This is a genomic window from Ureibacillus chungkukjangi, from assembly GCF_003217295.1.
GTDB classification, from domain to species: domain Bacteria; phylum Bacillota; class Bacilli; order Bacillales_A; family Planococcaceae; genus Ureibacillus; species Ureibacillus chungkukjangi.
Genome location: NZ_QJTJ01000015.1, coordinates 18,765 through 45,289, shown reverse-complemented (window position 1 = coordinate 45,289; position 26,525 = coordinate 18,765). Strand labels below are relative to the sequence as shown.

Sequence of the window (26,525 nt, the reverse complement as noted above, 5' to 3'; positions counted from 1 at the left end):
ACGTGAAAAAGGAGAGAAAAACATGCCAAAATTTACAATTGTAGATAAAGATACATGTATTGCTTGTGGCGCTTGTGGTGCTGCAGCCCCAGATATTTATGATTATGATGATGAAGGTATTGCCTTCGTTATTATTGATGATAACATGGGTACAGCCGAAGTACCAGAAGATTTACTAGAGGACATGCAGGATGCATTTGAAGGCTGCCCAACTGATTCTATCAAAGTAGCAGATGAATCATTCGAAGGCGACGCTTTAAAATATGAATAATTAAAAGAGGTTGGCAATTGCCCAACCTCTTTTTTTTGAATGTAATTAATAGTGTTAAAGAATCCTCGAAACCTTCAGCTGAGTTTTATTTCGATTCTCTTGATTTCTTGAATAAATACGCGGCAAGTAAAAAGAAACAGCCTAAACCGAATGGTAATATATAGGAAACTGTAAAGCTTGGTCCAAACGGCTCTAACATCACATTTGCGCCAATCCCCCCGATGAAAAATAAAACGAATAGTATTACAAGGAGCCAGTTAACCTTGTTTTTCTTGCTTTTATCCTTGAAGGCAGTGCTTTTAAGAAATCCAAATACAAGGAACATTAAAGTAGTAATACTACCGATTAATAAAAAACCTGAAAGTAGAAGCGTACCTAAGTATACCGTTTGCTCTTCTTGACTAATGAAAGGAGGGATCCCTGTGATTACTAGGTACCAGCCGAATAGCATAAACCCTATTTCGAGTATAAAATCGAGCTTTGATTTAAATGACTCCTTCGGCAGTGTTTCGATAATTTCTTCTGCTAGTTCCTTTGGTGTTTTGCCAAAAACATCCTCGGCACTCTTCCCTTCTCTTTGTGCCTCGAGTAAATGATCCAGCATTTCTAGTAAAACCTCCTCTGTGGCACGTTCACTTTTTAAGGCATTTGTACGAATATACACAAGCAGATTCTGATAATACTCACTGTTTTCTGAGGTTAAATTTTTACGTTTTTCATTATTATGTTCAATCAGCTCTTTAACCGTTAATTGCATCCTCATCACCTCTTAATATTTTTGTAATTGGGGAGCTCAGTAAATCCCATTCATTCCGGATTAAATCCAAGTTTTCCTTTCCCTCCTTCGTCAGAGAGTAATACTTTCGATTGGGTCCACTATCAGATGGTCGCATTGTCCCTACAATCCATTGGCTTTTTTGTAAGCGCAATAAAACCGGGTAAATCGTTCCCTCACTTATATCCTTTAAGCCATATTGCTGTAATTTCTGAGATAATTCATATCCATAGATTTCTTCTTTTTCAATAATTGCCAACACACATCCGTCTAAAATTCCCTTTAATAGCTGGCTTCGAATAGACAAACCGCTCACCTCACTATTTTTTAAATTGTCTATTAAGCTCAATATGTAATTCAGGAGCTATCTTGCAATATCAACTAGCTACCTTCAGTATATTGCAAAGCATAATAGCGGTCAACTACTTTGCATTGCAAGCTACTATTCTCTTATTGATTTTCTTGGAATGAAATGTTAATATTTAATTTAGTAGTTGGTACTAATAACTGATGTAAATTTATTTAGCAAAGGGGATCATCGGATGGATTTATTACAATTGAAGGACAAAAATATCGTTGTAATGGGAGTTGCCAATGAGCGCAGCATTGCTTGGGGAATTGCTAAAAGACTTCTAGAAGTTGGGGCAAATGTGATTTTCACTTACCGAAAAGAACGTTCTAAAGGGAAAATTGAAAAAGTACTAGAAAATTATACAGACTATAAAACTGCAGTTATTGAGTGTGATGTGAATAGTGATGAAAGCATCACGAAAGCATTCGCACAGATCGGCGAACAATTTGGATCGGTTCACGGAATCGTTCACTCTGTTGCGTTTGCCCATGCAGAAGACTTAAAAAACCGCTTTGTAGAAACAACTCGTGAAGGCTATGCATTTGCACAGGATACAAGCGCCTACTCATTAGTCGCAGTAGCTAACGCTGCCCGTCCGTTCATGACTGAAGGTGCCTCAATCGTAACAATGAGTTACTTAGGCGGACAACGTGTTCTTGACGGATACAATGTCATGGGTGTAGCAAAAGCAGCACTTGAAGCAGCAATGCGCTACCTAGCAGCAGACCTTGGCGCAGAAGGCATTCGCGTTAACGCCATCTCAGCAGGTGCCATCCGCACACTAGCTGCAAAAGGTGTCCCTAGCTTCAACACAATCCTTCACAAAATTGAAGAAGAATCACCATTAAAGCGCAACACAAACCAAGAGGAAGTAGCCGATATGACTCTAGTGATGCTAAGCGCCCTATCACGTGGCGTAACAGGCGAAACAATCTTCGTAGACTCTGGCTACAATATTATCGGATAAAGTAAATAGGACTAGCGATTTGCATAATGCAGATTGCTAGTCCTTTTTTTGAATGGTCTTGAGTGAGGCTGGGTTGATTGTGTAGGCATGAGTGCTTGGGTGGATTTGTGATTGTATAGATGCTATTGTGATCATTTGGGTAAATATGTGATTAGATGCGTTTATAATCATGGGGCTGGTTTTGGAATCATTTGGATGAATATGTAATCACTTAGATACGTTTACGATTACATAAAAGGATTTGTGCTCACATAAAACGGTTTCGGAATCCATGTCCCCAAAATCAATTGTTCGAGCCCCTTTCCCCAAGCTATTATGAGCTTAACAATTTCGAGACTAGCATTTCCTCCGTTACTGGTCCCACTATTTGCTCGATAATCATTCCCTCTTCGTTAATAATCACACTTGTTGGAATGGACAGAACCTCGTAGTTGATTGACACATCTCCTTTATCGTCTAGCAAAATAGGAAAACTGATACTGTATTCATGTGCAAACTGCTTTACATGATCTACCTTCAATTCCTGATCCGTAACATTAACCGCGAGAATTTCTATACCCTCCTTTTGGGCATGCTCTTCATAGAATTTTTGAATTGTCGGCATTTCCTTCACACAGGGAGGACACCAAGTTGTCCAAAAATTAATAAAAACCTTTTTCCCTTTTAAATCAGATAGCATAACCTTTTCACCGTTTAAATTTTTCAATTCGAAATTTGGCGCTTTCACATTGAGTGCCCTTACCTCTGTTTCCTGTTCATGCTCGTGATCATGACCTTGTTCATAAAATTCCGACTCATCAATCGACCGGTACTCTACAACCTGCTCACCCTCATCAACTAAAGGCTGCTGACTAACAGCTTGTTCAAGAGAGGTTGATAAATCCTCATCGAACACCACATCCAGCTGTCTATGATTTTTCGAATAAAAATGGGACGAAATCGAATAAATTAGAGCAACTAAAACAATTAGCGCAAAACAAATATTTACTATTTTTCTTGGCATACCATCCACCTAACTTTCAAACTCATTCTTCTACAAGTATATGAACGAAACCTAGTAAAATGAGCGATTATCTAATTTGCATTGCACTAATTAGATAATTCCACCCGCCTTTCTTTGGTGGGAAATTCAATGAGCTTGCCCTATAAAAGTATCTTGAAACATAATAAAAACCGTCTCAAAAAAGAGACGGCTTCATTAACCCTTAAAGATTAGTACATTTTTAAATATTGATCACGTTCCCATGGGTGAACAGCTGTACGGAACATATCGTATTCAATTTCTTTTGCTTCTTTATAGTTAGCGTAGATGTGTTCTCCAAGAGCACCTTTAATTACTTCATCTTTTTCTAACTCTGCTAAAGCTTCAAGTAATGAACCTGGTAAGCTGCTAATCCCGTTTTCTTCAAGCTCTGCAGCATTCATCACATAAATGTTGCGATCCACTGGAGCTGGAGGAGTTAAACTGTTACGGATACCATCTAAACCAGCTTCTAATAGAGCAGCCATTGCTAAGTATGGGTTAGCAGCTGGGTCTACAGAACGAACCTCAACACGAGTTGAAAGACCACGAGATGCTGGAATACGAATTAATGGTGAACGGTTACGAGCTGACCAAGCGATGTAACATGGCGCTTCATAGCCTGGTACTAAACGCTTATACGAGTTTACAACTGGGTTTGTTACAGCAGTGAACGCTTTCGCATGCTTCATAATACCAGCCATGAATTGACGAGCTGTTTCAGAAAGCTCTAAGTCAGCTTCTGGATCCCAGAATGCATTTTTATCGCCACTGAATAATGATAAGTTAGAGTGCATACCTGAACCGTTTACACCGAATAATGGTTTTGGCATGAATGTTGCATGTAAACCATGTTTACGCGCAATTGTTTTAACAACTAGCTTGAACGTTTGGATGTTGTCGCATGCTTCAACAGCGTTTGCATATTTGAAGTCGATTTCGTGTTGACCAGGAGCAACCTCATGGTGAGAAGCTTCGATTTCAAAGCCCATTTCCTCAAGCTCTAACACGATATCACGACGGCAGTTTTCGCCAAGGTCAGTTGGTGCTAAGTCAAAGTAACCACCATCATCATTTAATTCTAATGTTGGTTCACCTTTTTCATCTAATTTGAATAAGAAGAACTCTGGCTCAGGCCCTAAGTTAAAGCTTGTGAAGCCTAACTCTTCCATGTTAGCTAATACACGTTTTAAGTTTGCACGTGGATCACCAGCGAACGGTGTTCCATCTGGGTTTGTGATGTCACAGATAAGTCGAGCTACTTTGCCTTTTTCAGCAGTCCAAGGGAAAATTACGAATGTATCTAAATCTGGTTTTAAATACATATCTGATTCTTCAATACGCACGAAACCTTCGATTGACGATCCATCAAACATCATTTTATCATCAAGGGCTTTATCTAATTGGCTTAATGGAATTTCTACGTTTTTAATAGTACCTAGAATGTCAGTAAATTGTAGACGAATATATTTTACGCCTTCATCTTTCACGATTTGTCTAATGTCTTCTTTTGTGTACTTAACCAATTAATCCACTCTCCTAATATTTAAAATTATTAAAAAATTTAAAATATAATTTACTCACCCTTCGCTTGGAAGAAGCGAGATAAATCTCCTTGCCTTAATGATGCTTTTTGCATAATCTGGGCTTGCTGCATTTCTTCACGTAATATCGCGCGAAGCTCTGAATCTGAAATTGCCATTTTGTTAGAAGATTTCACATTGTTGTTATTTTTTCTCATATCGAACACTTTTTTAATTCCTGCCATGTTGATACCCTGGTCAAGAAGTTCGCGAATTTCTAACAATGCATCTACATCGTCAAGTGAGAACATTCTACGATTGCCCTCTGATCTAGCAGGTTCAATTAGTTTATGTTCCTCGTAATATCGAATTTGTCTCGCAGTCAACTCCGTTAATTGCATTACCATGCTAATAGGGAGTAACGGCATAGCTCTTCGAAACTCTCGACTCATCGACATCTCCTCCCTTTCATACGTTTATTCTAAACTATGTTAATTATAATAGCAATACGATGTTAGAAAAAATAACATACAAAAATTAGATTTTATTAATCTAATTTTTAGATAATAGGAAAAGCTTACTGGCTGTAAGGATTTGTTGAATTTTGAGCTAGTTATAGGAAGATACACTGGATAGTCTTTTTGCCTAATCGCAGTTCACAAGGAGCTTTCATTTTGTGTGAGATATTGATATTTATATTGGAAAAGGCATGACATGGGAGCGTTTTTTCTAGAATTTTAATGTTTTAGATGGATTATGTGGCATCTTTTGTTCTTTCGGGGGATTGCTTGCTTTGCTACCATCCGAAGCTTGAGTACTTTTGTGACGTCGCAATAACTCTCGCTTTTCTACCTTTCGAAGCTCGGTTACTCTTGTGACGTCGCAGTAACTCGGGCTTTTCTACCTTTCGAATCTCTGTTCAGCTTGGATTGTCGCAATAACTCGGGCTTTACCACCTTCCGAAGCTCGGTCACTCTTGTGACGTCGCAATAACTCTCGCTTTTCTACTTTTCGAGGCTAGGTTCAGCTTGGATTGTCGCAATAACTCGGGCTTTACCACCTTCCGAAGCTCGGTCACTCTTGTGACGTCGCAATAACTCTCGCTTTTCTACCTTTCGAAGCTCGGTTCAGCTTGGATTGTCGCAATAACTCGGGCTTTACCACCTTCCGAAGCTCGGTCACTCTTGAATCGTCTCAATAACTCGGGCTTTTCTACCTTTCGAGGCTTGCTTCCTCTTGGATTGTCGCAATACCCCCAATCTCACTACCATCCGAAGCGTGTTCCCGCTTGCACATCGCAATACTATCTCTTTTGTTACCTTCTAAAGCAAGTTTAAGCTTGAAGAAGTTTACCACCACCTCAACGAACACCATAATCAAGTACCAGCATCCAACAAACGACCGCCAAACTTCCACCTTGCTTTTTGGGGCACTAACAGCTCTCCTCTTTTACCGATATTCCTCCAATCATTCTTTTCAGGGCACTGACATCACTCCTCTTTTACCGATATTCCTCCGATCACCCTTTTCAGAGCACTGACATCACTCCTCTTTTACCGATAATCCTCCAATCATTCTTTTCAGAGCACTGACATCACTCCTCTTTTACCGATATTCCTCCAATCATTCTTTTCAGGGCACTGACATCACTCCTCTTTTACCGATATTCCTCCAATCATTCTTTTCAGGGTACTGACATCACTCCTCTTTTACCGATATTCCTCCGATCACCCTTTTCAGAGCACTGACATCACTCCTCTTTTACCGATATTCCTCCAATCATTCTTTTCGGGGCACTGACATCACTCCTCTTTTACCGATAATCCTCCGAATTTGCTTTTCGTGGCACTGATCCCCCCTCTCTTACCGAGAATCCATCTCTACACACTTCAATCCCCAATCAACCTTCTTCACCATAACAAAAAAGCCGCCCATCAAGTCAATGTTAATTGACTTAACGAACAGCTTTCGTACTACTTTTATTTTATAAGGAAATATTGTGCTCTTTGGTTTTCAATCCATACTTTCATTGTACGGAATAGTAGGATAACGATGACCATGAGCATAATACCTTTTACGATATTGAACGGAAGGATACCTAACACAATTGTTTCTTTCATGTCGAATGTGCCCCATCCAAGGAAGTAAGAATACATTGGTAAGAAGGCAATATAGTTTAATAGGCTCATGCCTACTGACATAATGATTGTACCGGCCACTAAACCAAAGCTTAAGCCTTTGATTGTTGGGAACTTTTTATAAATGTAATAGACTGGTAGAATAAATAAAAGTCCTGTTGCAAAATTTGCCATATGCCCTACCGGAACTCCTGTTGGCGTGCCCGAGAAAATCCAGTCTAGAATGTTTTTAAATAGTTCTACTAGGATGCCAGCTAATGGACCCATTGTAATGGCAGCAATTAATGCAGGTACATCACTGAAGTCGATTTGCAGGAATGTTGGGAACCACGGTAATGGAAAATTCAGTAGCATTAAAATGAACGAGATACTACTTAACATTGCGATTGTTACGAAAGAACGTAATTTAAGCTTTTGATTAAACATAATCAATCTCTCCTCTTTGCTGATTCAACTAAGCTAGAAGAAAGGACAGCCATTTTGTATTCCATTATTCTTTCCAATGAACAAATAAAATCCCTTACGCAAAAAATGCATAAGGGAGAAAATAGGCACATTAAAAATAAGAAAATTTGTACGTTAAATCAAGTATCCAAGTTCAAAAAATTAGATACTCAAATAGCAGTAAAGTAATGCATTTTTTCGCATTAGCAATACTATAACGCACAGCTTCCTTCGAATAACGAAAAGAGACCGTACCTTCACCTTCTCCCATCCAGACTATACTGTCGGCTTTGGAATCACACCAAATCCTGCTCAAAATCAAGCTCGCGGGCTGAAGAAGCTTTTGTGCAATATCCTCCAAGTGAATGGTCAGAAATCGCAGCTTCTATTACCGCCGGTCGGGAATTACACCCTGCCCCGAAGATGAATCAATATTTAATTTGGTATTACAGTCTCATTATATCTCGACTTTGAGATGTTGTAAAGATGAAAAGTTAGCTAATTCCTACTCAATTACTAAACTTTTTTCGTTATTTATTATTGAAACACAGTCCAAAACGAGATTTCATTTGCTCCTAGAGGCTTTGGAAGTGGTGCAGAAAAATCAAATCCTTGCCACTGGGTTTGAGCAATATTCTTAAATTGTACGGCCATATCAAAATTCGCTGCTGTTAGCAAAATTCCTTCAATCATTTGCATCGCTTCAGCCTGCTCAAAACCATCCAAATCGACCTCTTCTTTAAATTGAACGGTTGCCGTTTGATCTTCAACAGTTACTTCATAATCTACATTAGGTAAAATGACAGACTGATAAATGTCATTCGTTTCTTCCTTCATAGATATAAGAGCATCCTCTATTGTTGTAAAGGCTTCTCTATTATTAGGAGCTAAATACGATGTGCCATCAGCCTGTGTATATCGATAGTAATTATATTGGGTGGTTTCACCATTCAATGCAATTGGTGCTGCTGGCTCCCCTACTTCGCTAAATATAAAGGCCGAGCCTTCTTCATCCATCATCGCTACTTCTTCATAGCTGTTACTAAATGTATCGACCAACGAAGAAAAATAAGTTGTCAGAGAGGCAGAAGCCATATCATAGATTTGATCGTTTGGTAATGTGTGAACGACTTGATCTCCTAATTCAGAAATTGTTCCAACATATGGATGATAATCAGTAAAACCGATCGCACTTTCGTTAAATAGTGGTGCATAATGGTTGTAAATCTCGACCCCTGTTGGCGTTACATCACCAAAATCCTTTTGTATTCTGTCATTTGGAATTAGTACAGTTATTGGCAAACTATCTGCAGCATCACTTGATAACCCTAATTTAAATACCGTATGCCCATCAAGCTCTTCAGGGTATACAGCTGTACGATTGTCCCCATTCTCTGAATTGAATATAGTCATCCCTGCGCTTGAATCTTCTGCAGTCGATTCTGAGCTTTTCATCTCTCGCTCCATATCCATCGATTCACTATCCTCTACTTGTGCACTTTCTTCAGCTGAATCGAAAGAAGAATTTTCATTCAAAAACGAAGGAATGATAATAGCCAGTAATAGAACAGCAGCAATTGAAACAGCTATAGGCATCCATTTGACCTTTTTACTTGTGTCTTTTTGAGTGTTTGTACTTAAAGGCTCATCATCAAGTTGACCGTCTTCTTTTAGACGATTTAACACGTCTTCTTTTGAACGCTGATCATGAATTTTTGGTACTTTACTTAGCATGTTTTCTATATTCTTGTCTTCCCACTTATCATGACTCATTGATTTGCCTCCTTTTGTTCTGTCGTATTTGTTAATATTTCACGTAGCCTATGGATAGCTCGATGCTGAGTAGTTTTAACCTTACCCTCTGTCCAGCTTAGAACTTGAGCTGTTTCGGCAATCGATAATTCTTGAAAATAGCGCATAATAATGACCATTTTTTGATCACCTGTACATTTCTCTAAAGCATCTAATAAATCACGCATGTCATCATTGAGCTCAGTTAAAATTTCTGGTGATTTTGTTGGTGAGACAAGCTGATCAGTCTCCCAGTTAAAAGCGTCAAATGCATGTGAGGAACGTACCGCATTTTTTCTGAAATAATCGATTGCTACATTTTTGGCAATGGCAAATAGCCATGTCTTCTCTGAGCTTCTTCCCTGAAATCGCTCATAGGATTTTAGAACTCTCACATAAACCTCATGCGATAAATCTTCAGCAACCGTTCGATTTTTAACCATATAAATTAAAAATTGGAAGACATCCTGATGGTATGAATCATATAAACGATGGAAAATGGATTCTTTCAATCCAAGCCACCCCCGTTCTTATTAGATTTGTCGTATTTTAAGTAAAAAAGTTTCAGTTAAATAAAAAGCTTCCCAGTCTTTAACATGTAAGTATCTCATTGAAAATATACCCTACTCTATACAAAAAGGTATCCCTAAAGTTTTATTCACATACTTTAGAGATACCCGAAACTACAGCTAATAGCTAAAAAATTGGCAAAATTTCATTCAACAAATTACTGAATTTATAATGGTAAGTAGAACGTAAAGGTTGTGCCTTGTCCTACTACACTATCGACACGAATATTCCCTTTATGAGCTTCTACAATATTTTTTGCAATGGCAAGTCCTAGTCCAGTACCACCCTTAGAACGAGTCCGTGCTTTGTCAGCCTTATAAAATCGTTCAAAAACATATGGTAAATCCTCTAGAGGAATCCCTTCCCCCGTATCGGCTACTTGGATTTTGGCATAAGAAAGCTCCTGCTCAACAGAGACTTTTACACCGCCTTCAGTTGGCGTATGACGGATTGCGTTGTCTATCAAATTAGTAAGGACTTGTTCAATTCGGTCTTCATCCATACTAATTTGGACATTTTCATCAAGATCTCCTTTAAATTGCAGCTGTACTCTCTTTTCTCTTGCTACCTGAGAGAACTTTTGAGTAATTCGCTCCACAACATGAACAATCTCAACCTCGTCCTTATAAAGAGTCGTATGTCCATTTTCCATGCGAGCTAAATCAAGTAAATCATTTACAAGGCGTCCCATACGCTGGGATTCATCATAGATAATACGGGTGATTTCATTGCGCTCATCCTCACCAGATACGACATCATCTATTAACGCCTCCGAATACCCCTGCAGCATCGCAATCGGCGTTCGAAGCTCGTGCGATACATTGGCAATAAAATCAGAACGTAATTTTTCTAAACGGATACGCTCGGTCATATCTCGAATCACAGCTATAGCACCACGAATGGATTGTTCACTATTTTTTAACGGGCTAATTGTAATACGGTAATAAGAGCCGTCGATTTCGATATCTTCCTCTAATTTATCCTCAAAGCTTAGAACATGCTCTAGCATTTCATAGATTTCCTGCGGCATTGGGTAATCCGTTTCACTTTTCTTTTGGATAAACCATTTTTGAAGCAATTTTTCTGCCGGTGGATTGCTAAGAAGAATCGTTTTATCACGGTTAAAGGTAATAACACTGTCTGTCATAGATGTTAACACGCTTGCTAATTGCTCTTTTTCTTGATTGATCACCTCTAAATGATGCTTAAGTTGACGCCCCATTTGGTTAAAGGCAACAGCTAGTTGACCAATTTCATCATTTTGCGTCGTTGGCAAGGTTTCATCAAATTTACCTTTTGCTAGCTCGAAGGCGTGCTCACGCATTTTACGAAGCGGCCACGTAATTCGAGAAGAAAGGAAAAATGCAAAAAACGTTGTTAATACAAAGGCGATAAACGCTGATAGAAAAACAATTTTCGTAGTTTCCTGAGATGTTTTATGAAGCGCACTTGGATTTTGATAAATAAAGATTGCTCCATGTACTGTTTCATCACTCTTCAAGGGATAGCTCAATACAATATAAGTTTCCATCTTGCCTTCCTCTAATTGAGAAGGTAAAATCATCCGATCCAAAATTGGCTCAGTTGATTCGAAGACTTCATTAAAATTTTTGTTTTTTAATATGCTATTTTGGATTTGGATGCTATTAAGTCCCGTTTGAAAGGTAGAAACAACTTCTTTTTCCTGGGAAGCGATGAATGCATTTGTGTCATCCGTTATCATTTCATTGATAATCTCGTCAGTTAACTGCTCTAGATCGTAATTATCAACGATACTTGCGATAGTTGAGGCTGTTTGCCTTAAGGAAATATCAGCTTGCTCCTGATGATAGTCTTCTAGAAACTCCAGCATTAAAACAGTAAAGACGAACAATACAAACGAAACGAGAAGCAATATGGTTAACCATAGCTTCCCGACAATACTGCTCCAAATTCTATTCATTTACAACCTCAAATTTATAGCCTACACCCCAAACAGTGACAATCATTTTAGCAGCATCCTCTGACACACGGTTTAGCTTCTCACGTAAACGTTTAACATGAGTATCAACTGTACGTAAATCTCCAAAGAAATCGTAATGCCATACTTCTTTTAATAATTGCTCACGATCGAAAACCTTATCTGGTGCTTTCGCTAAGAAGTATAGTAACTCATACTCTTTCGGCGTTAAGTTCACTTCTATTCCATCTGCCGACACTCTATGTGCATCATGATCGATCGTTAGATGCGGGAATACCACTAGATCTTTAGATGTAGTAGGGGTTGTAACAGGTGAAAATGCTGAAGATCGTCGTAAAATCGCTTTCAGACGTAAAATCACTTCTCTAGGACTAAACGGTTTCACTATATAATCATCTGCACCAAGCTCAAACCCTTGTACACGGTTTGCTTCCTCGCCCTTAGCAGTTAATAAAATAATTGGTGTTGTTTTTTCTAAACGAAGCTCCTCACAGACTTGCAAGCCATCTTTTTCTGGCATCATAATATCCAAAAGTATACAATGATAATCTTTTTCTAACGCCATTGTGAGAGCCATTTCCCCATTCTCAGCTTCATCTACGATATACCCTTCACGTTCAAGGTACATTCTTAATAAGCGGCGAATACGATCCTCATCATCTACTACTAACACAGAAATATTTTCAGACATAGGTTTTACCCCTCTCATTCTTTCTCTTTCCTATTGTACAATTTCATGTCGAAAATTTAAAGAATATAATAGAAATCTTAACTTGACACTACCAAATTTAGATTTATGGAAGAAAGCTTTGCTGATCGCTAAGTATCTCATTAAAAAGCCAGATCCTCCTAAAAAGAAAGTTCTCCCCATTTCTGAGAAGAACTTTCAACATTTCCTTTATGCAGCGTAAGAGTGTAAACCAGCAATTACTAAGTTTACAACGATTAAGTTAAAGAGAATAATTGCAAAGCCGATAACCGCAAGCCATGCAGATTTTTTCCCTTCCCATCCTTTTGATAGACGCAAATGCAGGTAAGCAGCATAGAATAGCCATGTAATCAGAGCCCAAACCTCTTTTGGATCCCAGCCCCAATAACGTCCCCATGCTTCCTGTGCCCAAATCATTGCAAAGACTAGTGCTCCTAAAGTAAAGACAGGAAAACCGATCAATACTGAACGATAGCCAACTTCGTCTAATAGGTTTAAATTAACTTTTTGCACTAAAGGATGTAGCATATCAAGAATACTTCTGCGTGTAACTAATCGAACCAATATATAGATTACTGAACCAATGATGAAAGCCCAGAATACTGTAGTTAATTTTTTCGCATTAATAACAGCTGGCATTTCAAAAATCGGTTCCATTGCATTGTCTGTTAACAACGTAGAGTCATTCATACCAAATACAGCTGGCATATAGTACGTAATTTCTTTTTCACTATCCTGTGTATCAATATAAGTAAAGTCTGCTTCATAGCCAATACCCTTGAAAATTACCGTTGCAAGAATAAATCCTACTACTAAAACACCGAAGTAAAGTACTGCTTCCATCCAGAAACGACTTTTAGATTTCTTCTTCGGATCAACGGCTTTTAATAGATAGACTAATCCCGCCACAGCACTTATGGCTAAAATCGATTGTCCCATTGCTGCTGTAATAACGTGAACCGTTAACCAATAGCTTTGAAGTGAAGGAACAAGAGGATCCACACTCGTTGGGAACATCGCAGCATAACCGATTATTAAGATGGCAACCGGTAATGCCACAAGACCAAGTGCTGTTAAACGATACATATAGTAAATTAAAATAAATGCCGCAATGATGAACATACCAAACGCTGTAGTAAACTCAAACATATTACTTACAGGTGCATGTCCTTTATAAATCCAGCGGGTAATGAAGTAACCTAGATGTGCCAATAACCCAATAATCGTAACGATTATGGCTAATCTTCCCCATTTATCTGCACGATTTACCGCACCATCAGGTTTATTACTTTTAATAGCACCGCCAAATAGTAATGTCCCTACCAAATAGGCGATAAATGCTACAAATAGTAGGTTCCCACTTAAACTAATTAAACTCATAAGGTGCTGTCACCTTCCTTTTCTTTTTCTTCGTCTTCCCCATCGTCAGACTGATCGATATATTGAGGCAGATGTGCAGATTCAGTTAGTGAATCTAAATCTTTCTTTATACCAAACCAGTTTTTGTTTGTATGTGCTGCTAGACGAATTGTCCCATCCTCTAGCTGCTCTACCCAAATACGACGGTGATTCCAATAAGAACCGATTGCTACTCCAATCATAAAGATTGCTCCACCAATTGCAAGCATTGGGATTGAGCTGTCCTTATGAACTGTTAAACCAGACATATTTCTTGTTTCAACACTTTGGAATTCCATTTTGTGAGCATTATCACCATTAGGTTCGATTGTTTGCTGAATCGCTACAAAGCTTACTTCACCCTCTGGTTTTTCTGGTGTTGTCATTTTAAAGATAAATGCTGGATTATTAGGAGTTGGCGTTGCCGTTTGTGGCTCCCCATCCTCAAAGCCTGAGAAGTCAGGGTAATAGCCTAATAATTGAACTTTAGTTTGTTCGTCAATTACATACTCATCTTGAGGATTAGTTAAGTCTACACTTACAGCACCTAAAGATTCCCCTGATTCCTTATTTGTCAGTTCAAAATTCATTGTTTTAATTTCATTTAAACGGAAGTCCATTTGATAGAAGGAATAACCATCATGCTGAAGTGGATGATTTACTCGAATTTCGTATTCCTTCACTAATTCTAAGTTATCCGCCTTACCTGCAACTGAATCTTCAGTTTGTTTATATAACTTTGCGTTAGTTTGATAGTTTTTTGCAACAACATTCACACCTTGTAGCTCTTGGTTTTCTGTTGTCTCATTATCATGTAATTCTAATATGAATTTTTCATTCTCTATAAAATAGCCTTCCATTCCAGGAACTGCACGCATTTCACCTTCACGTACCCACATTGACTCATCTACATAGAATCCAGGAACAAGTCGAAGCATTACTGCAGCTAGGAAGGTAATTAAACCAACATGATTTATGTATGGGCCATAACGAGAAAAGCGACCACGCTCAGCAAGTAGGGCATTGCCATCACGTCGAACCTTGTATTTTAGCTTTTTCATATTTTCTTCAACGATGTTCAACGTTTTAGCTGAATCGCCGTCAGTAATAGCACCTTCAGAAATGATACGCTGACGCTTCATAAAGCTGGCATGTCGTTTTACACGCTGATTTTTTAGAGATTTGTGTAACGGGATTCCTCGGTCAATACTAGCAACGATAATCGAGATAGCGAGCATCCCTACCAGGATTTGGAACCACCAAGAACTATAGACATCTGAAAGTCCGAGCTCATAGTATAGCTTCCCTAAAGAACCGTAATTTTGCTCATAATACTCAGCTTTTTGAGCCTCTGTTGAAACACTGATATAAAACTCCTGCGGAAAAATCGTCCCAATCGATGCTGCAACTAGATTAATGATAATTAGGGTAATACCTACTTTTACACTTGAAAAGAAGTTCCAGATTTTATCAACAATCGATTTATTGCGCGTTTTTGAACGGATCGCAGCACCATCGTATTTCATATCAAGAATTTTACTTGTTTTTGCTTCTTCTGTTAGTGGCCGACCACACTTTCCACAAAGCTTGGTACCTGCTGGATTTTCATGACCACAAACACAAATAATCTTTTCCATATAAATTACTCCTGTTCTGGCTTAATTGATTCCATATATGAGGCGATTTGTGCTTCGCTCATTTCACCAGTAATGATTTTTTCAACTCTACCTTCAGGATTGATCAGGATTGTTGTAGGCAATGGATTGACATTGTATGCAGTCATCACCGCTTTAGTATTATCAATAACAGCAGGGAAGTGAACATCTAAGCTTTCAAGAAACTTTTTCACTTCAAATTCTGTTTGAGCAATATTAACCGTTAACACTTCAACGCCTTGCTCTTTGTAGCTTGCATATTGACGGGACATGGCTGGCATCTCTTTTTTACATGGTTCACACCAAGTTCCCCAGAAATTTAAGAAGACCCCCTTGCCCTCATAATCCGAAAGGCGATGTTTTAAACCGCTTTCATATAAATCCACTAGTTCAAAATCGGGTGCTTTGTCGCCAACCTGCAGCACTTTCACCTTGTCATTTGTTGCAGAAGTATAGACTGCATATACAATTGCTGCTAAAAGAACAACGAGAATAACACCACGAGTTATTGAACGCTTCTTTTTTTTATCCATATGTCGTTTCCTCCCTGCGAAAACTATTCAATCTGTTTTATTATAGCAAACTCAAAAAACGCATTTGCTATTGTTTTTGACTGAATTATGAACGTTTTCACGGACTGTCATTTTTACTTAATCAATTTTACCTGTATCAGATAGTACACGAAGTAATTTCACTTCATGCTTTGTTAGCTCTCTGTATTCACCTGGCACCAAGCCACCTAGATCTAGAAAAGCAAAACGTTCACGCTTAAGTTTTACAACTGGTGTCCCAATTGCTTCAAACATACGACGAACCTGACGATTTCTACCCTCATGGATTGTAATCTCACAAATCGCTTTACTCGCTTGTTCATCAAAGGATGTCATACTCACCTTGGCTGGTGCTGTTTTTCCATCCTCTAATTTGATACCACGTTGCAGTTTTTTCAGACCATCAATTGTTGGTATACCTTTTACACGAGCGATATATGTTTTATCGATTTTGAATTTAGGATGTGTCATTTGATAGGCAAATTCTCCATCATTCGTTAGCAGCAATAATCCTGACGTATCATAGTCCAAACGACCAACTGGGAAAATACGTTGATGTACATGTTTTTTAAAGAGATCCGTTACTGTTTTTCTGCCTTTGTCATCCGTAACAGCAGAGATGATACCTCTTGGTTTGTATAGTAGGAAGTATACTTTGTCCTCTTTTTCAAGCTTTACGCCATTTACTTCAATTGTGTCTGAATTCGATACTTTCGTACCTAGCTCCTTTACAACTTTTCCATTTACTTTTACTTTTCCTTCAACTATTAATTCTTCTGCTTTACGCCTTGAAGCTACACCAGCATAAGCTATTACTTTTTGTAATCTTTCCATTGTCTCCACCTCATTCATCCGTGTAAGCACATATAAGTCTGCCTCAAAATTATGTCATATTCTACCGCATTATTAAAGAAAAACAGCTTATTCCAAAAGTTGTTTAACTATTTTGAAAGGAGATGGAAATCCCCTAGCTCGATTGTATTTAATTCGGTCTATTTCATTTTTCGACATTTTTCTCTAAGTATGCAAAAAATAAGACTGCTCTCACGCAGTCCTAAAATACTAACAGCAGTTCAATCGTACTTCATTTTTTATTTCACATTTACTCTTGCAGCATAAATACTTTCATCATTTAACATAACATGCCAAATACCAAATTGCCCTTGTTTTCTTGACAAATGCAGCACATTTCGAACTTCTTTCGCTTCTTGCTTATTAAGAAGAATGGAAATTGGCTGTGCTAGCTCTACAGATTTTTCTTCTGTTGCTTGATATTTTCCTTTGTCTGCAACTGTGACATACTCATAGTTATCAAAAATTTTATTTGCAAGCCCTTTATGTACTTGCCAATCATTTGATTCACTCAAGGTAACGACAATTACCTTTTTGTTATCCTGTTCAAAATAGGTTGCTAATGTTCTGCCAGCAACTTTTGTGAAGCCTGTCTTCCCTGAAACCGCACCAACCTGCTGGCGTAATAAGCGGTGTTTGTTTTGCCAAGTAACTCCTTTTGACGGCTCTTTATAGTTAATTGTTGAAGAAACCTTTTTAAAGGTTTCGTTTTGCAGGGCAATCCTTAGCATTTGTGCTGTATCGTAGGCTGAAGAAAGATGAATATCATTATGCAAACCAGATGGATTAGTGAAATCTGTATTATTTAAACCGTATAAATCCGCTTTTTCATTCATCAAATCAACAAATCCTTCAAGTGAGCCTCCTGCATGCTCTGCTAAAGCATAAGCAGCATCATTACCTGATCTAAGCATTAACCCGTAAAGTAACGATTCTACTTTGATTTTCTCACCTGGCTCTAAATAGATAGATGAGCCCTCGCTTAAGGCTGCTCTTTGAGTGATCTCCACTTCATCATCCAGCTTACTATTTTCAATCGCAATAAGAGCTGTCCAAATTTTCGTCAAGCTAGCAATCGGCATTCGAGTATGGGGACTGCTTCCTTCTAATAATCTTCCTGTTTCTGCATCAATTACAGCATAGGAAGCACTTGCTGCTTGAGTTACAGAGAAAAATACAACCATCATACACATAAACGCAAAAAAGACTTTTGCAATTTTCTTCAACAAGCCACTCCTTTTTTAAAATCAAGATACATTTTTCGTCTAATCATCTTATGCTCCTTTGAAGGCATTTGATGAATGAGGATAGTTATTCTTGAGAATTGAACGCTTCTTGGAACTTGGTCATAAATAGATCCGATTCTTCATTTTCATCGACTGCATTTCCTTCTGGTAATGGAGGAAGCTCCGTTAAATCCTTTAGACCAAAATAATTTAGGAATTCCTTCGTTGTTCCGTAAAGAATTGCACGACCTGTCCCTTCTGCTCTGCCGACTTCTTGTACAAGAGCACGAGAGACGAGGGTTTGAATCGGTCTTTCACTTTTCACACCACGTAAATCCTCAATTTCAGTTCTCGTGATGGGCTGCTTGTACGCAATAATTGCTAAAACCTCTAGCGATGCTGTTGAAAGAACCTGGCTATTTGGGTTTTCAACTAGCTTTTTAATGGTATCGGCCATTTCTGGTTTTGTTGTCAGTTGGTATGTACCAGCTAATGTTTTTAAGGTTACACCGCGTTCCTCTGCTTCACTATAGTTTGTTTCAAGCTCACTTAATGCTGCTTCAATTTCCATCAGATCGACGTCTAATAATTGAGAGAGTTGTTTGGCAGTCATGCCCTCATCCCCTACTACGAAAAGTAGAGCCTCAATTTTACTCATCAAACTGTTCAAGTTCATCGCTAAGATCCTCCTTTTGTAAAGTCACTGTTAAGTCTTCGAAGTTATTTTCCTGCTCTACAAAAACGACATGGCGCTTCATTAGCTCGAGTAATGATAAAAAAGTTACAATCATTGTAGATTTATCTTCATATGGGAAAAGATCAGAAAATTTAGATTTACCACCATTTAGTTTTAAGGAATCAATAACTGCAATCATTTGGGCTTTTACCGAAATCTCTTGCCTTGCAACTCTTGTTGATAATGGTTTTTTCAATTGTTTACGACGCAGCAGCTTTTGAAAAGCACTTAGCATATCGTATACATTGACATTCATATCAAAGAGCGCAAGCTGTTCATCTGGAACAAAGCCCGTTAGATCGCTTGGTGTACGCGTAAATACTTGAGCACGATTTTCTTCTAGCTCCTTAAATTCTACGGCTGCTTCTTTATATTTTTTATATTCGATTAGTTTGGATACAAGCTCCTCACGTGGGTCAGGTCCATCTACCTCAAATTCCGCATCTTCCATTTCACCTTCATGTATAGGAAGAAGCATGCGGCTTTTAATGGCAAGTAGTGTTGCTGCCATCACCAAATATTCACTTGCTTCGTTTAACTCAAGTTCTTTCATAGTGTGTATATGATCAATATATTGTGCAGTTAGCTCTGCCATTGGAATATCATATATATCAATTTCCAAACGATGAATTAAGTGCAATAATAAATCAAGAGGTCCTGTAAAGGCATCTAATTTTACTTCATACATGTGTCAACCACCTGACGTTTGTTCGTTTTCTTTTATATATAAGAGTATGTGTACCTTATGTATTTTAAATCAAAAATTAGTAATAAGGAAAGAGGATTGTTATGCATCCATTGCTTCACCCATTATATGTAGATTTTTGTACATATTTTAATGGCAATCAAGATTATTTTGAGTGTCACGAAGTTTTAGAGGAATATTGGAAAATGTGTGCTCCTGGCGAAAAAGATCACCCACTGGTAGGATATGTCCAACTTGCAACTGGCATGTATCATTGGCGCCGAAACAATACAGCCGGTGCTTTGAAAATATTAAATAAGGCAAAGAAAAATTTCACACAGAATCAAACATCTCCTTTTTTTGAGTTCGTTGAGTTCGATGAATTATGTAATAACTGTGAAATCAGCTTGAAAGCTATTGAGAACGGTGAACCCTTTGAAGCATTTCAGCTTATGATAACAAACGAAACTCTTGCTTCACTAGTACAAAAACAAATAATAGAGCTGTCTCCATTACCCAAAGACTTTCTCCTTCATAAACATATGCTACGCGATCGTTCAGATATTCTTGAAGCACGCAATAATCGAAAACTTGCATTATCACAAAAAAGATTGAACAAAAAGTAATGAAAAAGAAGAAGAGGCTGACGCTATTTAGAATCGTCAACCTCTTCTACTATTGGTAAACATTTTTCTATAAAAGGTTTTGTATCTTCACTTGCATTGATTTCTTTAAATTGCCCTGTATTTAATAATGCCTTTAGCATCGTGATCGCTACACCCTCACCTCTATAGGAAGGGACAACTGTAATATGTTGAATTGTAGCAACTGAATCCTCTTCAATTATTCCCACAATGCCGATATATTCTTCATCTTTTTTCCATAAAAATAAATGCCAATTGTCTTTTTCTTCATAAGAATGAATTGTTTCCATTAAATGCTTTACGTCCTTCTCGGAAGGCATGAACGAAAGCAAGCCCATTGCTATTTTTTCAAAAGATTTTTTATAGCGTATTAACATGAATAACATTCCCTCGTTTTCTATCAGTACAACATCTTTAAATATACTACATGATTTGAAGAAAGGAATCAACTTTATTACCATTTATTAACAAATATATAAGATTCTATACTTTTTTATTCGACTGATGGTTTAGGAATTAAGAGAAAAATATAAATCAACGCCCAAATAATACTAATGACGATTAAGATTCCAAGAAGCCACCACTTTGATATCTTCATAAACTAGCTCACCCTCTTTTTAGAGATAGCGGGAGATCGTTTTGAATGATATTTTCGTAGCTTTCTCTATTAATAGCCAATTGATGTTGACCTTCTTCTACAAACACAACAGCTGGTCTAGGGATTCGGTTATAATTAGAAGCCATTGAATACCCATATGCACCCGTACAGAAGATAGCTAAAATATCACCAGGCTCTGTATTTTGTAATAAGGCGTCAACAATTAATTTATCACCAGATTCACATAGTTTTCCTGCAACTGTATAAGTATTCGTTTTTTCTTCATTTGCTTTATTAGCGACAACCGCCTCATATTTTGCATCATAAAGTGCAGGACGGATATTATCACTCATGCCGCCATCCACTGCTATGTATTCGCGTATATTCGGAACAGTTTTTTGTGAACCAACTGTATATAGAGATGTCCCTGCATCCCCTACAAGAGAACGTCCTGGTTCAATCCAAATTTCCGGCATCGTTAAGTTTAACTTACCAGCAAAGGCTTGTACTGTTTCAATCATCTCTTTTACATAATCTTGTGGTTCAAGAGGCTTGTCCTCTTCCGTATATCGAATTCCGAATCCGCCACCTAAATTTAATACTGTACAATGGAAATCAAATTCTTGCTTCCATTCACTGATTTTTTTCATTAATTTTTCGGCAGCTAGACTAAAACCATCAGTTTCAAAAATTTGAGAACCGATATGGCAATGTAATCCTAGGACATTTAGATACTCATGATCCTTCACTTTTAGAAATGCCTCGTCAGCTTGACCATTGTTTAGATCAAACCCGAATTTTGAATCTGCCTGTCCTGTTGTTATAAAGTCATGTGTATGTGCTTCAACACCTGGTGTCACACGAAGTAAAATTCTCATTGACTGCTGTTTAGCCTCTGAAATTTCTTTTAACTTCTCTATTTCATAAAAATTATCAACAACGATACATCCAACATTTGAATCAAATGCTAGTTCTAATTCAAAATAGGACTTGTTATTTCCATGGAAGTGTATTCTCTCAGATGGGAAACCTGCTTGAATAGCTGTATATAACTCTCCTCCAGAAACTACGTCTAGTGATAGATTTTCTTCTTTAGCAAGCTGGTAAATTGCTATACATGAAAAAGCCTTTGATGCATAGGCTACTTCTGCCTTCACACCTAAATTTTGAAATGTTTCGATAAATCCACGTGCACGGTCTCTGATCAGCTGTAAATCATAAACGAAAAGTGGAGTGCCATACTCTTTTGCAAGCGTTACTGTATCCACTCCACCGATCGTTAAGTGACCATTTTCATCTACTTTTTGAGTACCAAATAAATGCATGTCGCTTCTCCCTTCGTTGCGAGCGAAATGAGGAGAATATCCTCATTTTCACTTATTTTCCTTATGATGAACTTTATCATAGGTAGAATTTTAACGCAACGACACTTTATGCACGTTTTCGATGCTTTGATCCAACAATATACGGTCTTAATGCATCATCTGCCATTGGGAAACGAATAAATATACGCGCAAATGCTTTAGGGAAGAATGGCACAAGTGGCCACATATACGGCACAGTCATAGGCTTAAGTGCACATAGGTAGGAGAAAATAATCCATCCGGCTAAAAAGAACCCGCTCGGACCTGCTGCTACTGTCGCCAGTAGGATGAAGAATTGGAAATACTTCACTGCAGTACTTAGCTCGAAGGTTGGGATAGAGAATGAGAAAATCGCTGAAACAGCAGTGTAGAGGACAACTTCCGGAGAGAATAATCCTACGTCAATTGCGATTTGTCCAATAATAATCCCGGCTACTAACCCCATGGCGGTCGATAGCGGCGTCGGAGTATGGATGGCTGCTATTCGCAAATATTCTAAGCCTAAATGGGCTATGATGATTTGTAAAAATAACGGGATTTCTGATTCCTCTTTTGCACCTATAAAGTCAAGTGCCTCAGGTAAATATTGTTCATTGGTGGCTAGTAAATACCAAATCGGTAACAACGTTAAACTGAAAAATGCTGCAAAATATCTTAAAAATCGGAAGGTCGTCCCAATTAGTGGCGCCTGGCGATACTCTTCAGCATGCTGCAGTAAATGGAACATGGAAATCGGCATAAGCATTACAGAAGGTGACGTATCCACAACTATGGCAATATGCCCCTCAAGTAAATGCGCCGCAACAATATCCGGCCGTTCTGTGTAACGAACAAATGGGAGAGGATGGAATTTCTGCTTGAACAGCCATTCCTCCAAGGATTTATCCGCCATGGTCAGCCCGTCATGCTTTATTTCCTTCAGCCTCTTGTGAAGCCAGTCTAAATGCTTCGGATTCACGAGATCCTTCATATAGGTTATCGCAATATCTGTCTGACCAAGAGTCGATACTTTGTGCAGCTCGAAACGTAATTGAGGAGCACGTATTCGACGACGAATTAACGCAGTATTTAACATAATGTTTTCTGCAAAGCCATCACGTGATCCTCGAATTACTTTTTCGTTGTCTGGCTCATCTGGCTGGCGACCAGGATAGCTTCTTAACTCCATTAAATAGCCATAGCCATTCTCTGTAATAAAGCCAACCTGCCCACTTAGTACACCTAAGATAAATTCATCTTTATCCTTTGGCTCTGATTTCCCATAAAAATTAAAATGGTCATCAAAGTACTGCGCCTCATCCTTTTTCTCAATATCATGCTGATTTTCAAGCTCATACGTATGAGTGAAGAGAGGCGTCAGCTGAACCGTAAGTGTAGCACCATCCACAAGCCCACTAATATAAACACAAAGTACTGGTAAAGTCCTTACATGAAGGTCTTTAATACATACATCAAAGGATTCATCTTTTCCAAATTTGCTGTACAAAAAATCCTTTGCTTCATCAATTGATGAAAAAACTTGATTACTCATTTACTCACCGTCTTTTTAGTAGTTCGTGATGAATTGGTTTCCATCCAAGATTTAAGTTGCGCCAAAATCTTCTTTTCTAACCGCGAAACTTGAACTTGAGATATCCCTAACCTTTCTGCAATATCGGTTTGAGTTAAATCTAAGTAATACCGTAAATAAATTATGGACTGCTCTCGCTTGTCCAGCTTAGTCAGAACTTCCTTTAATGGAATATATTGAAAAGGAAGCTCCGATTTTTCGTCCTTCATTTGATCCATTAACGTTATGGAATCGCCTTCACTCTCGAATAACTGTTCATGCAAGGAAGCTGGATCACGCATTGCATCTGTAGCTACAAGCACTTCATCCTGCGATACCCCTAACATAGCAGCAAGCTCAGAAATAGAAGGTGGCTTTTCATTGGTCTTTAAATATTCATCAGTTGCATGTCGAATTTTATAGTTAAGCTCGCGTATCGATCTGCTCACCTTCACCATGCCATCATCTCTTAAAAAGCGTTGGATTTCTCCAATAATCATCGGAACAGCATAGGTTGAAAATTTCACATCATAGGATAGATCAAATTTATCAACAGATTTCATCAATCCGATACAACCAATTTGAAACAAATCTTCAAGCTCTACTCCACGAGAAGCAAAACGTTGAACAATCGACCAAACGAGCCGAGTATTGCCTTCAATCATTTGTTTTCTTGCTTCTACATCACCCGTTTGCGCTTTTTCAATCAGCCCACGCATTTCTTCTTGTGTCAACAAAACATTATTGGACGGCTGTTCGATTGTCCTCATCCCCCTAACTTCTATCAAATACCACCGTATTTGCGTCCACATAAAATTGATAGTTTCTTTCCAATTGTCAAAAACCAATAAGCTGTTATAACCATTTAAGTGACGACTATCTGCTTAGATAAAAAGCTACTCTATGAGATTTGAGGCATCTTTACTGAATAAAATTTTTTTGAAAAGGTAATCACAGTTCCGACATTCGGCTCTGATTCCACCTGTAGATTGTCTGCAAAGCTCTCCATAATCGTAAAGCCCATTCCAGAACGCTCCATTTCTGCCTTAGATGTAAATAAAGGCTCCATTGCTTTTTTTACATCAAAAATCCCTTTTCCGTTATCCTTCACAGCGACAGATACTAAATCTCCATCTCTCACTGCATGAACAGTAACGATTCCTTTACCATCTTCGTCATATCCATGAATAATTGCATTGGATACAGCTTCTGAAACGATTGTTTTAAATTCTGAAAGCTCGTCAATGGTTGGGTCAAGTTGAGCAACAAAACTAGTAATTGCCATTCTCGCCAGACTTTCATTATCACTAACTGCTACAAATGAAAGCGTCATTTCGTTATCCATTCACAATCCCCCTTGCGTGTAAAATTGCATCTGCTTCTGTATCCTCCATCATGAAAGAGGCTAAACCTGAAAATTGAAAGATTTTTTTCATTGTATTTGACGGATTTAAGATAATGGTTTGTCCATTAACAGCACTTAACTCTCGCATACGTCCTAAAATCAAACCGATTCCTGAACTATCCATAAAGTTCAGTCTTTCTAGATTCCAAATAATCGTACTCAAATTCCCTTGCATTATCGTTTTCGATATGTGTGCGCGAATTTTTTCCGTTTCGTGGTGATCCAGTTCACCAAAGAGCCTGATGACTGCAATATCATTTAAGTGCATATTAATTTCATAGTTCATTTTGATAATTCGCCTCCTCTTTAGTTAGCATTATTCCACATTTTCTCGTCATATCCTTTATTCCTGACAAGACTAGAAGAATTTCGCTGAAACTAGTGAAAATACGACAAATTAATAAGCAGAATCAGGAGATATTCGGCCAAATTCCTTCACACCAGAACGCCTTGGAATCGAGTGCTGATTTTACTTTTAGATCCTTCACGTTCTTACTTGGTTTAGTCCATTCCTTTAGATGCAAATGGAGGTTTCTCTCGCAAGCTCTCAGTGGTGTTCAAAGTGTTGCAATATGCTAAAAAATTAGTAACCGGGCAAATCGAGTAGGTTGTTCTACACAATCAGCCAAAGCTGCTTCAATTCAAATAAGAAAGCTAAACTTTTCATGACTTAAAAAAGCATTGCTTTACCAAAATTAAGTATGGTAAAAAAAGTTTTATTTTAAACGTAAAAAATGGCTGCAACACCAACTTTTGTCACAGCCATTTTTCTATCGGTTATTTGAAGCAGTGAATATAGGAGTGATTCACTGTAGCGACACAAATTTTCTACAGTAGAAAATCACAGGAATCTATTAATAGTAGAATAAAAATTCACACAAATACCATTGTGGGCAGGAGTTAGAGGAAATATTCAGGGGTACGCGAGAAATTTTCTGGATTTGTAAGGGTGCGGGTGCGGGTGCGGGCGCGGGTTCGGGTTCGGGTTCGGGTTCGGGTTCGCGTTCGGGTTCGGGTTCGGGTTCGCGTTATGAATGCCACTTCTCTTGTTCTCTCCTGTGAAAGTGGCTTTCATTCCTCTTATGAAAGACACTTTTCAATGTAGCTCCTTCTAAAGTGGCTTTCATCGCTCTTATGAAAGACATTTTTCACCTTAGCTCCTTCTAAATTGTCTGTCATCGCTCTTATGAAAGACACTTTTCAATGTAGCTACTTCTAAATTGTCTGTCATCACTCTTATGAAAGACATTTTTCAACGGAACTTTTACTAAAGTGGCGTTCATTCCCACCATGATCGCCGCTTCACTCCCAATCTCGTGTCATAATGTCTTTCATTCCTCC

At 38.2% G+C, this 26,525-nt stretch carries 26 protein-coding genes and 1 riboswitch; of the genes, 3 read left to right on the top strand and 23 right to left on the bottom strand.

Annotated features, from left to right (window positions below; translation table 11 throughout):
• Positions 1-22 precede the first annotated feature (22 nt).
• The gene (locus tag BJ095_RS11710) at positions 23-271 is read left to right on the top strand and encodes a ferredoxin (protein ID WP_107935345.1); all 249 of its coding nucleotides are present in this window, start codon (positions 23-25) and stop codon (positions 269-271) included.
• A gap of 85 nt (positions 272-356) precedes the next feature.
• On the opposite strand, the gene BJ095_RS11705 is transcribed toward BJ095_RS11710, so the two are convergent.
• Both BJ095_RS11705 and BJ095_RS11700 read right to left on the bottom strand, forming a co-directional pair.
• A complete protein-coding gene (locus tag BJ095_RS11705; RefSeq protein ID WP_181418053.1) occupies positions 357-1,028 on the bottom strand; it encodes a DUF1129 family protein in 672 nt (223 codons plus the stop codon).
• Positions 1,012-1,353, bottom strand: a complete 342-nt coding sequence (locus tag BJ095_RS11700; protein ID WP_107935343.1) for a PadR family transcriptional regulator — start codon at positions 1,351-1,353, stop codon at positions 1,012-1,014. Before BJ095_RS11700 ends, BJ095_RS11705 begins: the two co-directional genes overlap by 17 nt.
• A 235-nt stretch (positions 1,354-1,588) precedes the next feature.
• Between BJ095_RS11700 and BJ095_RS11695 the strand changes: the two genes are divergently transcribed.
• The gene (locus tag BJ095_RS11695) at positions 1,589-2,365 is read left to right on the top strand and encodes an enoyl-ACP reductase FabI (RefSeq protein ID WP_107935342.1); all 777 of its coding nucleotides are present in this window, start codon (positions 1,589-1,591) and stop codon (positions 2,363-2,365) included.
• Between the two features lie 313 nt (positions 2,366-2,678).
• Here BJ095_RS11695 and BJ095_RS11690 read toward each other — a convergent pair whose 3' ends face one another.
• The 15 genes from BJ095_RS11690 to BJ095_RS11620 form a co-directional block, all read right to left on the bottom strand.
• Positions 2,679-3,368 (bottom strand): TlpA family protein disulfide reductase, encoded by a 690-nt coding sequence (locus BJ095_RS11690; RefSeq protein ID WP_107935341.1) that lies wholly within the window; start codon positions 3,366-3,368, stop codon positions 2,679-2,681.
• A gap of 209 nt (positions 3,369-3,577) precedes the next feature.
• On the bottom strand, positions 3,578-4,912 hold the full coding sequence (gene glnA, locus BJ095_RS11685; protein WP_107935340.1) for a type I glutamate--ammonia ligase: 1,335 nt from the start codon (positions 4,910-4,912) through the stop codon (positions 3,578-3,580).
• Positions 4,913-4,962: 50 nt separating this feature from the next.
• Positions 4,963-5,361, bottom strand: a complete 399-nt coding sequence (locus tag BJ095_RS11680; RefSeq protein WP_107935339.1) for a MerR family transcriptional regulator — start codon at positions 5,359-5,361, stop codon at positions 4,963-4,965.
• A 1,527-nt stretch (positions 5,362-6,888) separates the two neighbouring features.
• Positions 6,889-7,473, bottom strand: coding sequence for an ECF transporter S component (locus BJ095_RS11675; RefSeq protein WP_107935338.1), 585 nt, complete (start codon positions 7,471-7,473; stop codon positions 6,889-6,891).
• 273 nt (positions 7,474-7,746) lie between these two features.
• Positions 7,747-7,920, bottom strand: a riboswitch (FMN riboswitch).
• Positions 7,921-8,028: 108 nt separating this feature from the next.
• A complete protein-coding gene (locus BJ095_RS11670) occupies positions 8,029-9,264 on the bottom strand; it encodes a hypothetical protein (RefSeq protein ID WP_107935337.1) in 1,236 nt (411 codons plus the stop codon).
• Positions 9,261-9,794, bottom strand: coding sequence for an RNA polymerase sigma factor SigX (locus tag BJ095_RS11665; protein ID WP_107935336.1), 534 nt, complete (start codon positions 9,792-9,794; stop codon positions 9,261-9,263). Before BJ095_RS11665 ends, BJ095_RS11670 begins: the two co-directional genes overlap by 4 nt.
• Before the next feature lie 224 nt (positions 9,795-10,018).
• Positions 10,019-11,794 carry an ATP-binding protein gene (locus BJ095_RS11660; protein WP_107935335.1) on the bottom strand — a complete coding sequence of 592 codons (1,776 nt, stop codon included), beginning with the start codon at positions 11,792-11,794 and terminating at the stop codon, positions 10,019-10,021.
• On the bottom strand, positions 11,787-12,503 hold the full coding sequence (locus BJ095_RS11655) for a response regulator transcription factor (protein WP_107935334.1): 717 nt from the start codon (positions 12,501-12,503) through the stop codon (positions 11,787-11,789). Before BJ095_RS11655 ends, BJ095_RS11660 begins: the two co-directional genes overlap by 8 nt.
• 207 nt (positions 12,504-12,710) lie before the next feature.
• Positions 12,711-13,901 carry a c-type cytochrome biogenesis protein CcsB gene (gene ccsB / locus BJ095_RS11650; RefSeq protein ID WP_107935333.1) on the bottom strand — a complete coding sequence of 397 codons (1,191 nt, stop codon included), beginning with the start codon at positions 13,899-13,901 and terminating at the stop codon, positions 12,711-12,713.
• Positions 13,898-15,556: a cytochrome c biogenesis protein ResB gene (locus tag BJ095_RS11645; protein WP_107935332.1), complete on the bottom strand. Its 1,659-nt coding sequence runs from the start codon at positions 15,554-15,556 to the stop codon at positions 13,898-13,900. Before BJ095_RS11645 ends, ccsB begins: the two co-directional genes overlap by 4 nt.
• Positions 15,557-15,561: 5 nt before the next feature.
• On the bottom strand, positions 15,562-16,107 hold the full coding sequence (gene resA / locus BJ095_RS11640; RefSeq protein WP_107935331.1) for a thiol-disulfide oxidoreductase ResA: 546 nt from the start codon (positions 16,105-16,107) through the stop codon (positions 15,562-15,564).
• Positions 16,108-16,224: 117 nt separating this feature from the next.
• On the bottom strand, positions 16,225-16,959 hold the full coding sequence (locus BJ095_RS11635) for a pseudouridine synthase (protein ID WP_107935330.1): 735 nt from the start codon (positions 16,957-16,959) through the stop codon (positions 16,225-16,227).
• 257 nt (positions 16,960-17,216) lie between these two features.
• The gene (locus BJ095_RS11630; protein ID WP_107935383.1) at positions 17,217-18,170 is read right to left on the bottom strand and encodes a D-alanyl-D-alanine carboxypeptidase family protein; all 954 of its coding nucleotides are present in this window, start codon (positions 18,168-18,170) and stop codon (positions 17,217-17,219) included.
• Between the two features lie 118 nt (positions 18,171-18,288).
• Positions 18,289-18,879, bottom strand: coding sequence for an SMC-Scp complex subunit ScpB (scpB, locus tag BJ095_RS11625; protein ID WP_235867649.1), 591 nt, complete (start codon positions 18,877-18,879; stop codon positions 18,289-18,291).
• A complete protein-coding gene (locus tag BJ095_RS11620; protein ID WP_107935329.1) occupies positions 18,854-19,627 on the bottom strand; it encodes a segregation/condensation protein A in 774 nt (257 codons plus the stop codon). Before BJ095_RS11620 ends, scpB begins: the two co-directional genes overlap by 26 nt.
• Positions 19,628-19,728: 101 nt before the next feature.
• On the opposite strand from BJ095_RS11620, the gene BJ095_RS11615 reads away from it, so the two are divergent.
• Positions 19,729-20,250 (top strand): DUF309 domain-containing protein, encoded by a 522-nt coding sequence (locus BJ095_RS11615; protein ID WP_107935328.1) that lies wholly within the window; start codon positions 19,729-19,731, stop codon positions 20,248-20,250.
• A gap of 23 nt (positions 20,251-20,273) precedes the next feature.
• Here the strand turns inward: BJ095_RS11615 and BJ095_RS11610 are convergent, their stop codons facing one another.
• The 6 genes from BJ095_RS11610 to spoIIAA all read right to left on the bottom strand — a co-directional run bounded on the left by BJ095_RS11610 (position 20,274) and on the right by spoIIAA (position 25,470).
• On the bottom strand, positions 20,274-20,645 hold the full coding sequence (locus tag BJ095_RS11610) for a GNAT family N-acetyltransferase (RefSeq protein ID WP_107935327.1): 372 nt from the start codon (positions 20,643-20,645) through the stop codon (positions 20,274-20,276).
• Between the two features lie 229 nt (positions 20,646-20,874).
• Positions 20,875-22,191 carry a diaminopimelate decarboxylase gene (gene lysA / locus BJ095_RS11605; protein WP_107935326.1) on the bottom strand — a complete coding sequence of 439 codons (1,317 nt, stop codon included), beginning with the start codon at positions 22,189-22,191 and terminating at the stop codon, positions 20,875-20,877.
• Between the two features lie 106 nt (positions 22,192-22,297).
• Complete coding sequence (locus tag BJ095_RS11600) at positions 22,298-23,761, bottom strand: spore germination protein (RefSeq protein WP_107935325.1); 1,464 nt, start codon at positions 23,759-23,761, stop codon at positions 22,298-22,300.
• Positions 23,758-24,549, bottom strand: a complete 792-nt coding sequence (locus tag BJ095_RS11595) for a SigF/SigG family RNA polymerase sporulation sigma factor (protein WP_107935324.1) — start codon at positions 24,547-24,549, stop codon at positions 23,758-23,760. Before BJ095_RS11595 ends, BJ095_RS11600 begins: the two co-directional genes overlap by 4 nt.
• A 131-nt stretch (positions 24,550-24,680) precedes the next feature.
• Positions 24,681-25,124, bottom strand: a complete 444-nt coding sequence (gene spoIIAB, locus BJ095_RS11590; RefSeq protein ID WP_107935323.1) for an anti-sigma F factor — start codon at positions 25,122-25,124, stop codon at positions 24,681-24,683.
• Complete coding sequence (spoIIAA, locus tag BJ095_RS11585) at positions 25,117-25,470, bottom strand: anti-sigma F factor antagonist (RefSeq protein WP_107935322.1); 354 nt, start codon at positions 25,468-25,470, stop codon at positions 25,117-25,119. Before spoIIAA ends, spoIIAB begins: the two co-directional genes overlap by 8 nt.
• Positions 25,471-26,525 lie beyond the last annotated feature (1,055 nt).

Excerpts from the sequence above, each read along its gene's own strand:
- BJ095_RS11645 (WP_107935332.1), bottom strand. The coding sequence starts at position 15,556 with ATGGAAAAGATTATTTGTGTTTGTGGTCATGAAAATCCAGCAGGTACC.
- BJ095_RS11705 (WP_181418053.1), bottom strand. The coding sequence starts at position 1,028 with ATGCAATTAACGGTTAAAGAGCTGATTGAACATAATAATGAAAAACGT.
- BJ095_RS11610 (WP_107935327.1), bottom strand. The coding sequence starts at position 20,645 with ATGTTAATACGCTATAAAAAATCTTTTGAAAAAATAGCAATGGGCTTG.
- BJ095_RS11620 (WP_107935329.1), bottom strand. The coding sequence starts at position 19,627 with ATGTATGAAGTAAAATTAGATGCCTTTACAGGACCTCTTGATTTATTA.
- lysA (WP_107935326.1), bottom strand. The coding sequence starts at position 22,191 with ATGCATTTATTTGGTACTCAAAAAGTAGATGAAAATGGTCACTTAACG.
- resA (WP_107935331.1), bottom strand. The coding sequence starts at position 16,107 with ATGGATAAAAAAAAGAAGCGTTCAATAACTCGTGGTGTTATTCTCGTT.
- BJ095_RS11670 (WP_107935337.1), bottom strand. The coding sequence starts at position 9,264 with ATGAGTCATGATAAGTGGGAAGACAAGAATATAGAAAACATGCTAAGT.
- BJ095_RS11710 (WP_107935345.1), top strand. The coding sequence starts at position 23 with ATGCCAAAATTTACAATTGTAGATAAAGATACATGTATTGCTTGTGGC.
- BJ095_RS11690 (WP_107935341.1), bottom strand. The coding sequence starts at position 3,368 with ATGCCAAGAAAAATAGTAAATATTTGTTTTGCGCTAATTGTTTTAGTT.
- BJ095_RS11695 (WP_107935342.1), top strand. The coding sequence starts at position 1,589 with ATGGATTTATTACAATTGAAGGACAAAAATATCGTTGTAATGGGAGTT.
- scpB (WP_235867649.1), bottom strand. The coding sequence starts at position 18,879 with ATGAACTTGAACAGTTTGATGAGTAAAATTGAGGCTCTACTTTTCGTA.
- spoIIAA (WP_107935322.1), bottom strand. The coding sequence starts at position 25,470 with ATGAACTATGAAATTAATATGCACTTAAATGATATTGCAGTCATCAGG.
- BJ095_RS11600 (WP_107935325.1), bottom strand. The coding sequence starts at position 23,761 with ATGAGTAATCAAGTTTTTTCATCAATTGATGAAGCAAAGGATTTTTTG.
- BJ095_RS11630 (WP_107935383.1), bottom strand. The coding sequence starts at position 18,170 with ATGTGTATGATGGTTGTATTTTTCTCTGTAACTCAAGCAGCAAGTGCT.
- BJ095_RS11595 (WP_107935324.1), bottom strand. The coding sequence starts at position 24,549 with ATGAGGACAATCGAACAGCCGTCCAATAATGTTTTGTTGACACAAGAA.
- spoIIAB (WP_107935323.1), bottom strand. The coding sequence starts at position 25,124 with ATGGATAACGAAATGACGCTTTCATTTGTAGCAGTTAGTGATAATGAA.
- BJ095_RS11660 (WP_107935335.1), bottom strand. The coding sequence starts at position 11,794 with ATGAATAGAATTTGGAGCAGTATTGTCGGGAAGCTATGGTTAACCATA.
- ccsB (WP_107935333.1), bottom strand. The coding sequence starts at position 13,901 with ATGAGTTTAATTAGTTTAAGTGGGAACCTACTATTTGTAGCATTTATC.
- BJ095_RS11635 (WP_107935330.1), bottom strand. The coding sequence starts at position 16,959 with ATGGAAAGATTACAAAAAGTAATAGCTTATGCTGGTGTAGCTTCAAGG.
- BJ095_RS11680 (WP_107935339.1), bottom strand. The coding sequence starts at position 5,361 with ATGAGTCGAGAGTTTCGAAGAGCTATGCCGTTACTCCCTATTAGCATG.
- BJ095_RS11655 (WP_107935334.1), bottom strand. The coding sequence starts at position 12,503 with ATGTCTGAAAATATTTCTGTGTTAGTAGTAGATGATGAGGATCGTATT.
- BJ095_RS11615 (WP_107935328.1), top strand. The coding sequence starts at position 19,729 with ATGCATCCATTGCTTCACCCATTATATGTAGATTTTTGTACATATTTT.
- BJ095_RS11675 (WP_107935338.1), bottom strand. The coding sequence starts at position 7,473 with ATGTTTAATCAAAAGCTTAAATTACGTTCTTTCGTAACAATCGCAATG.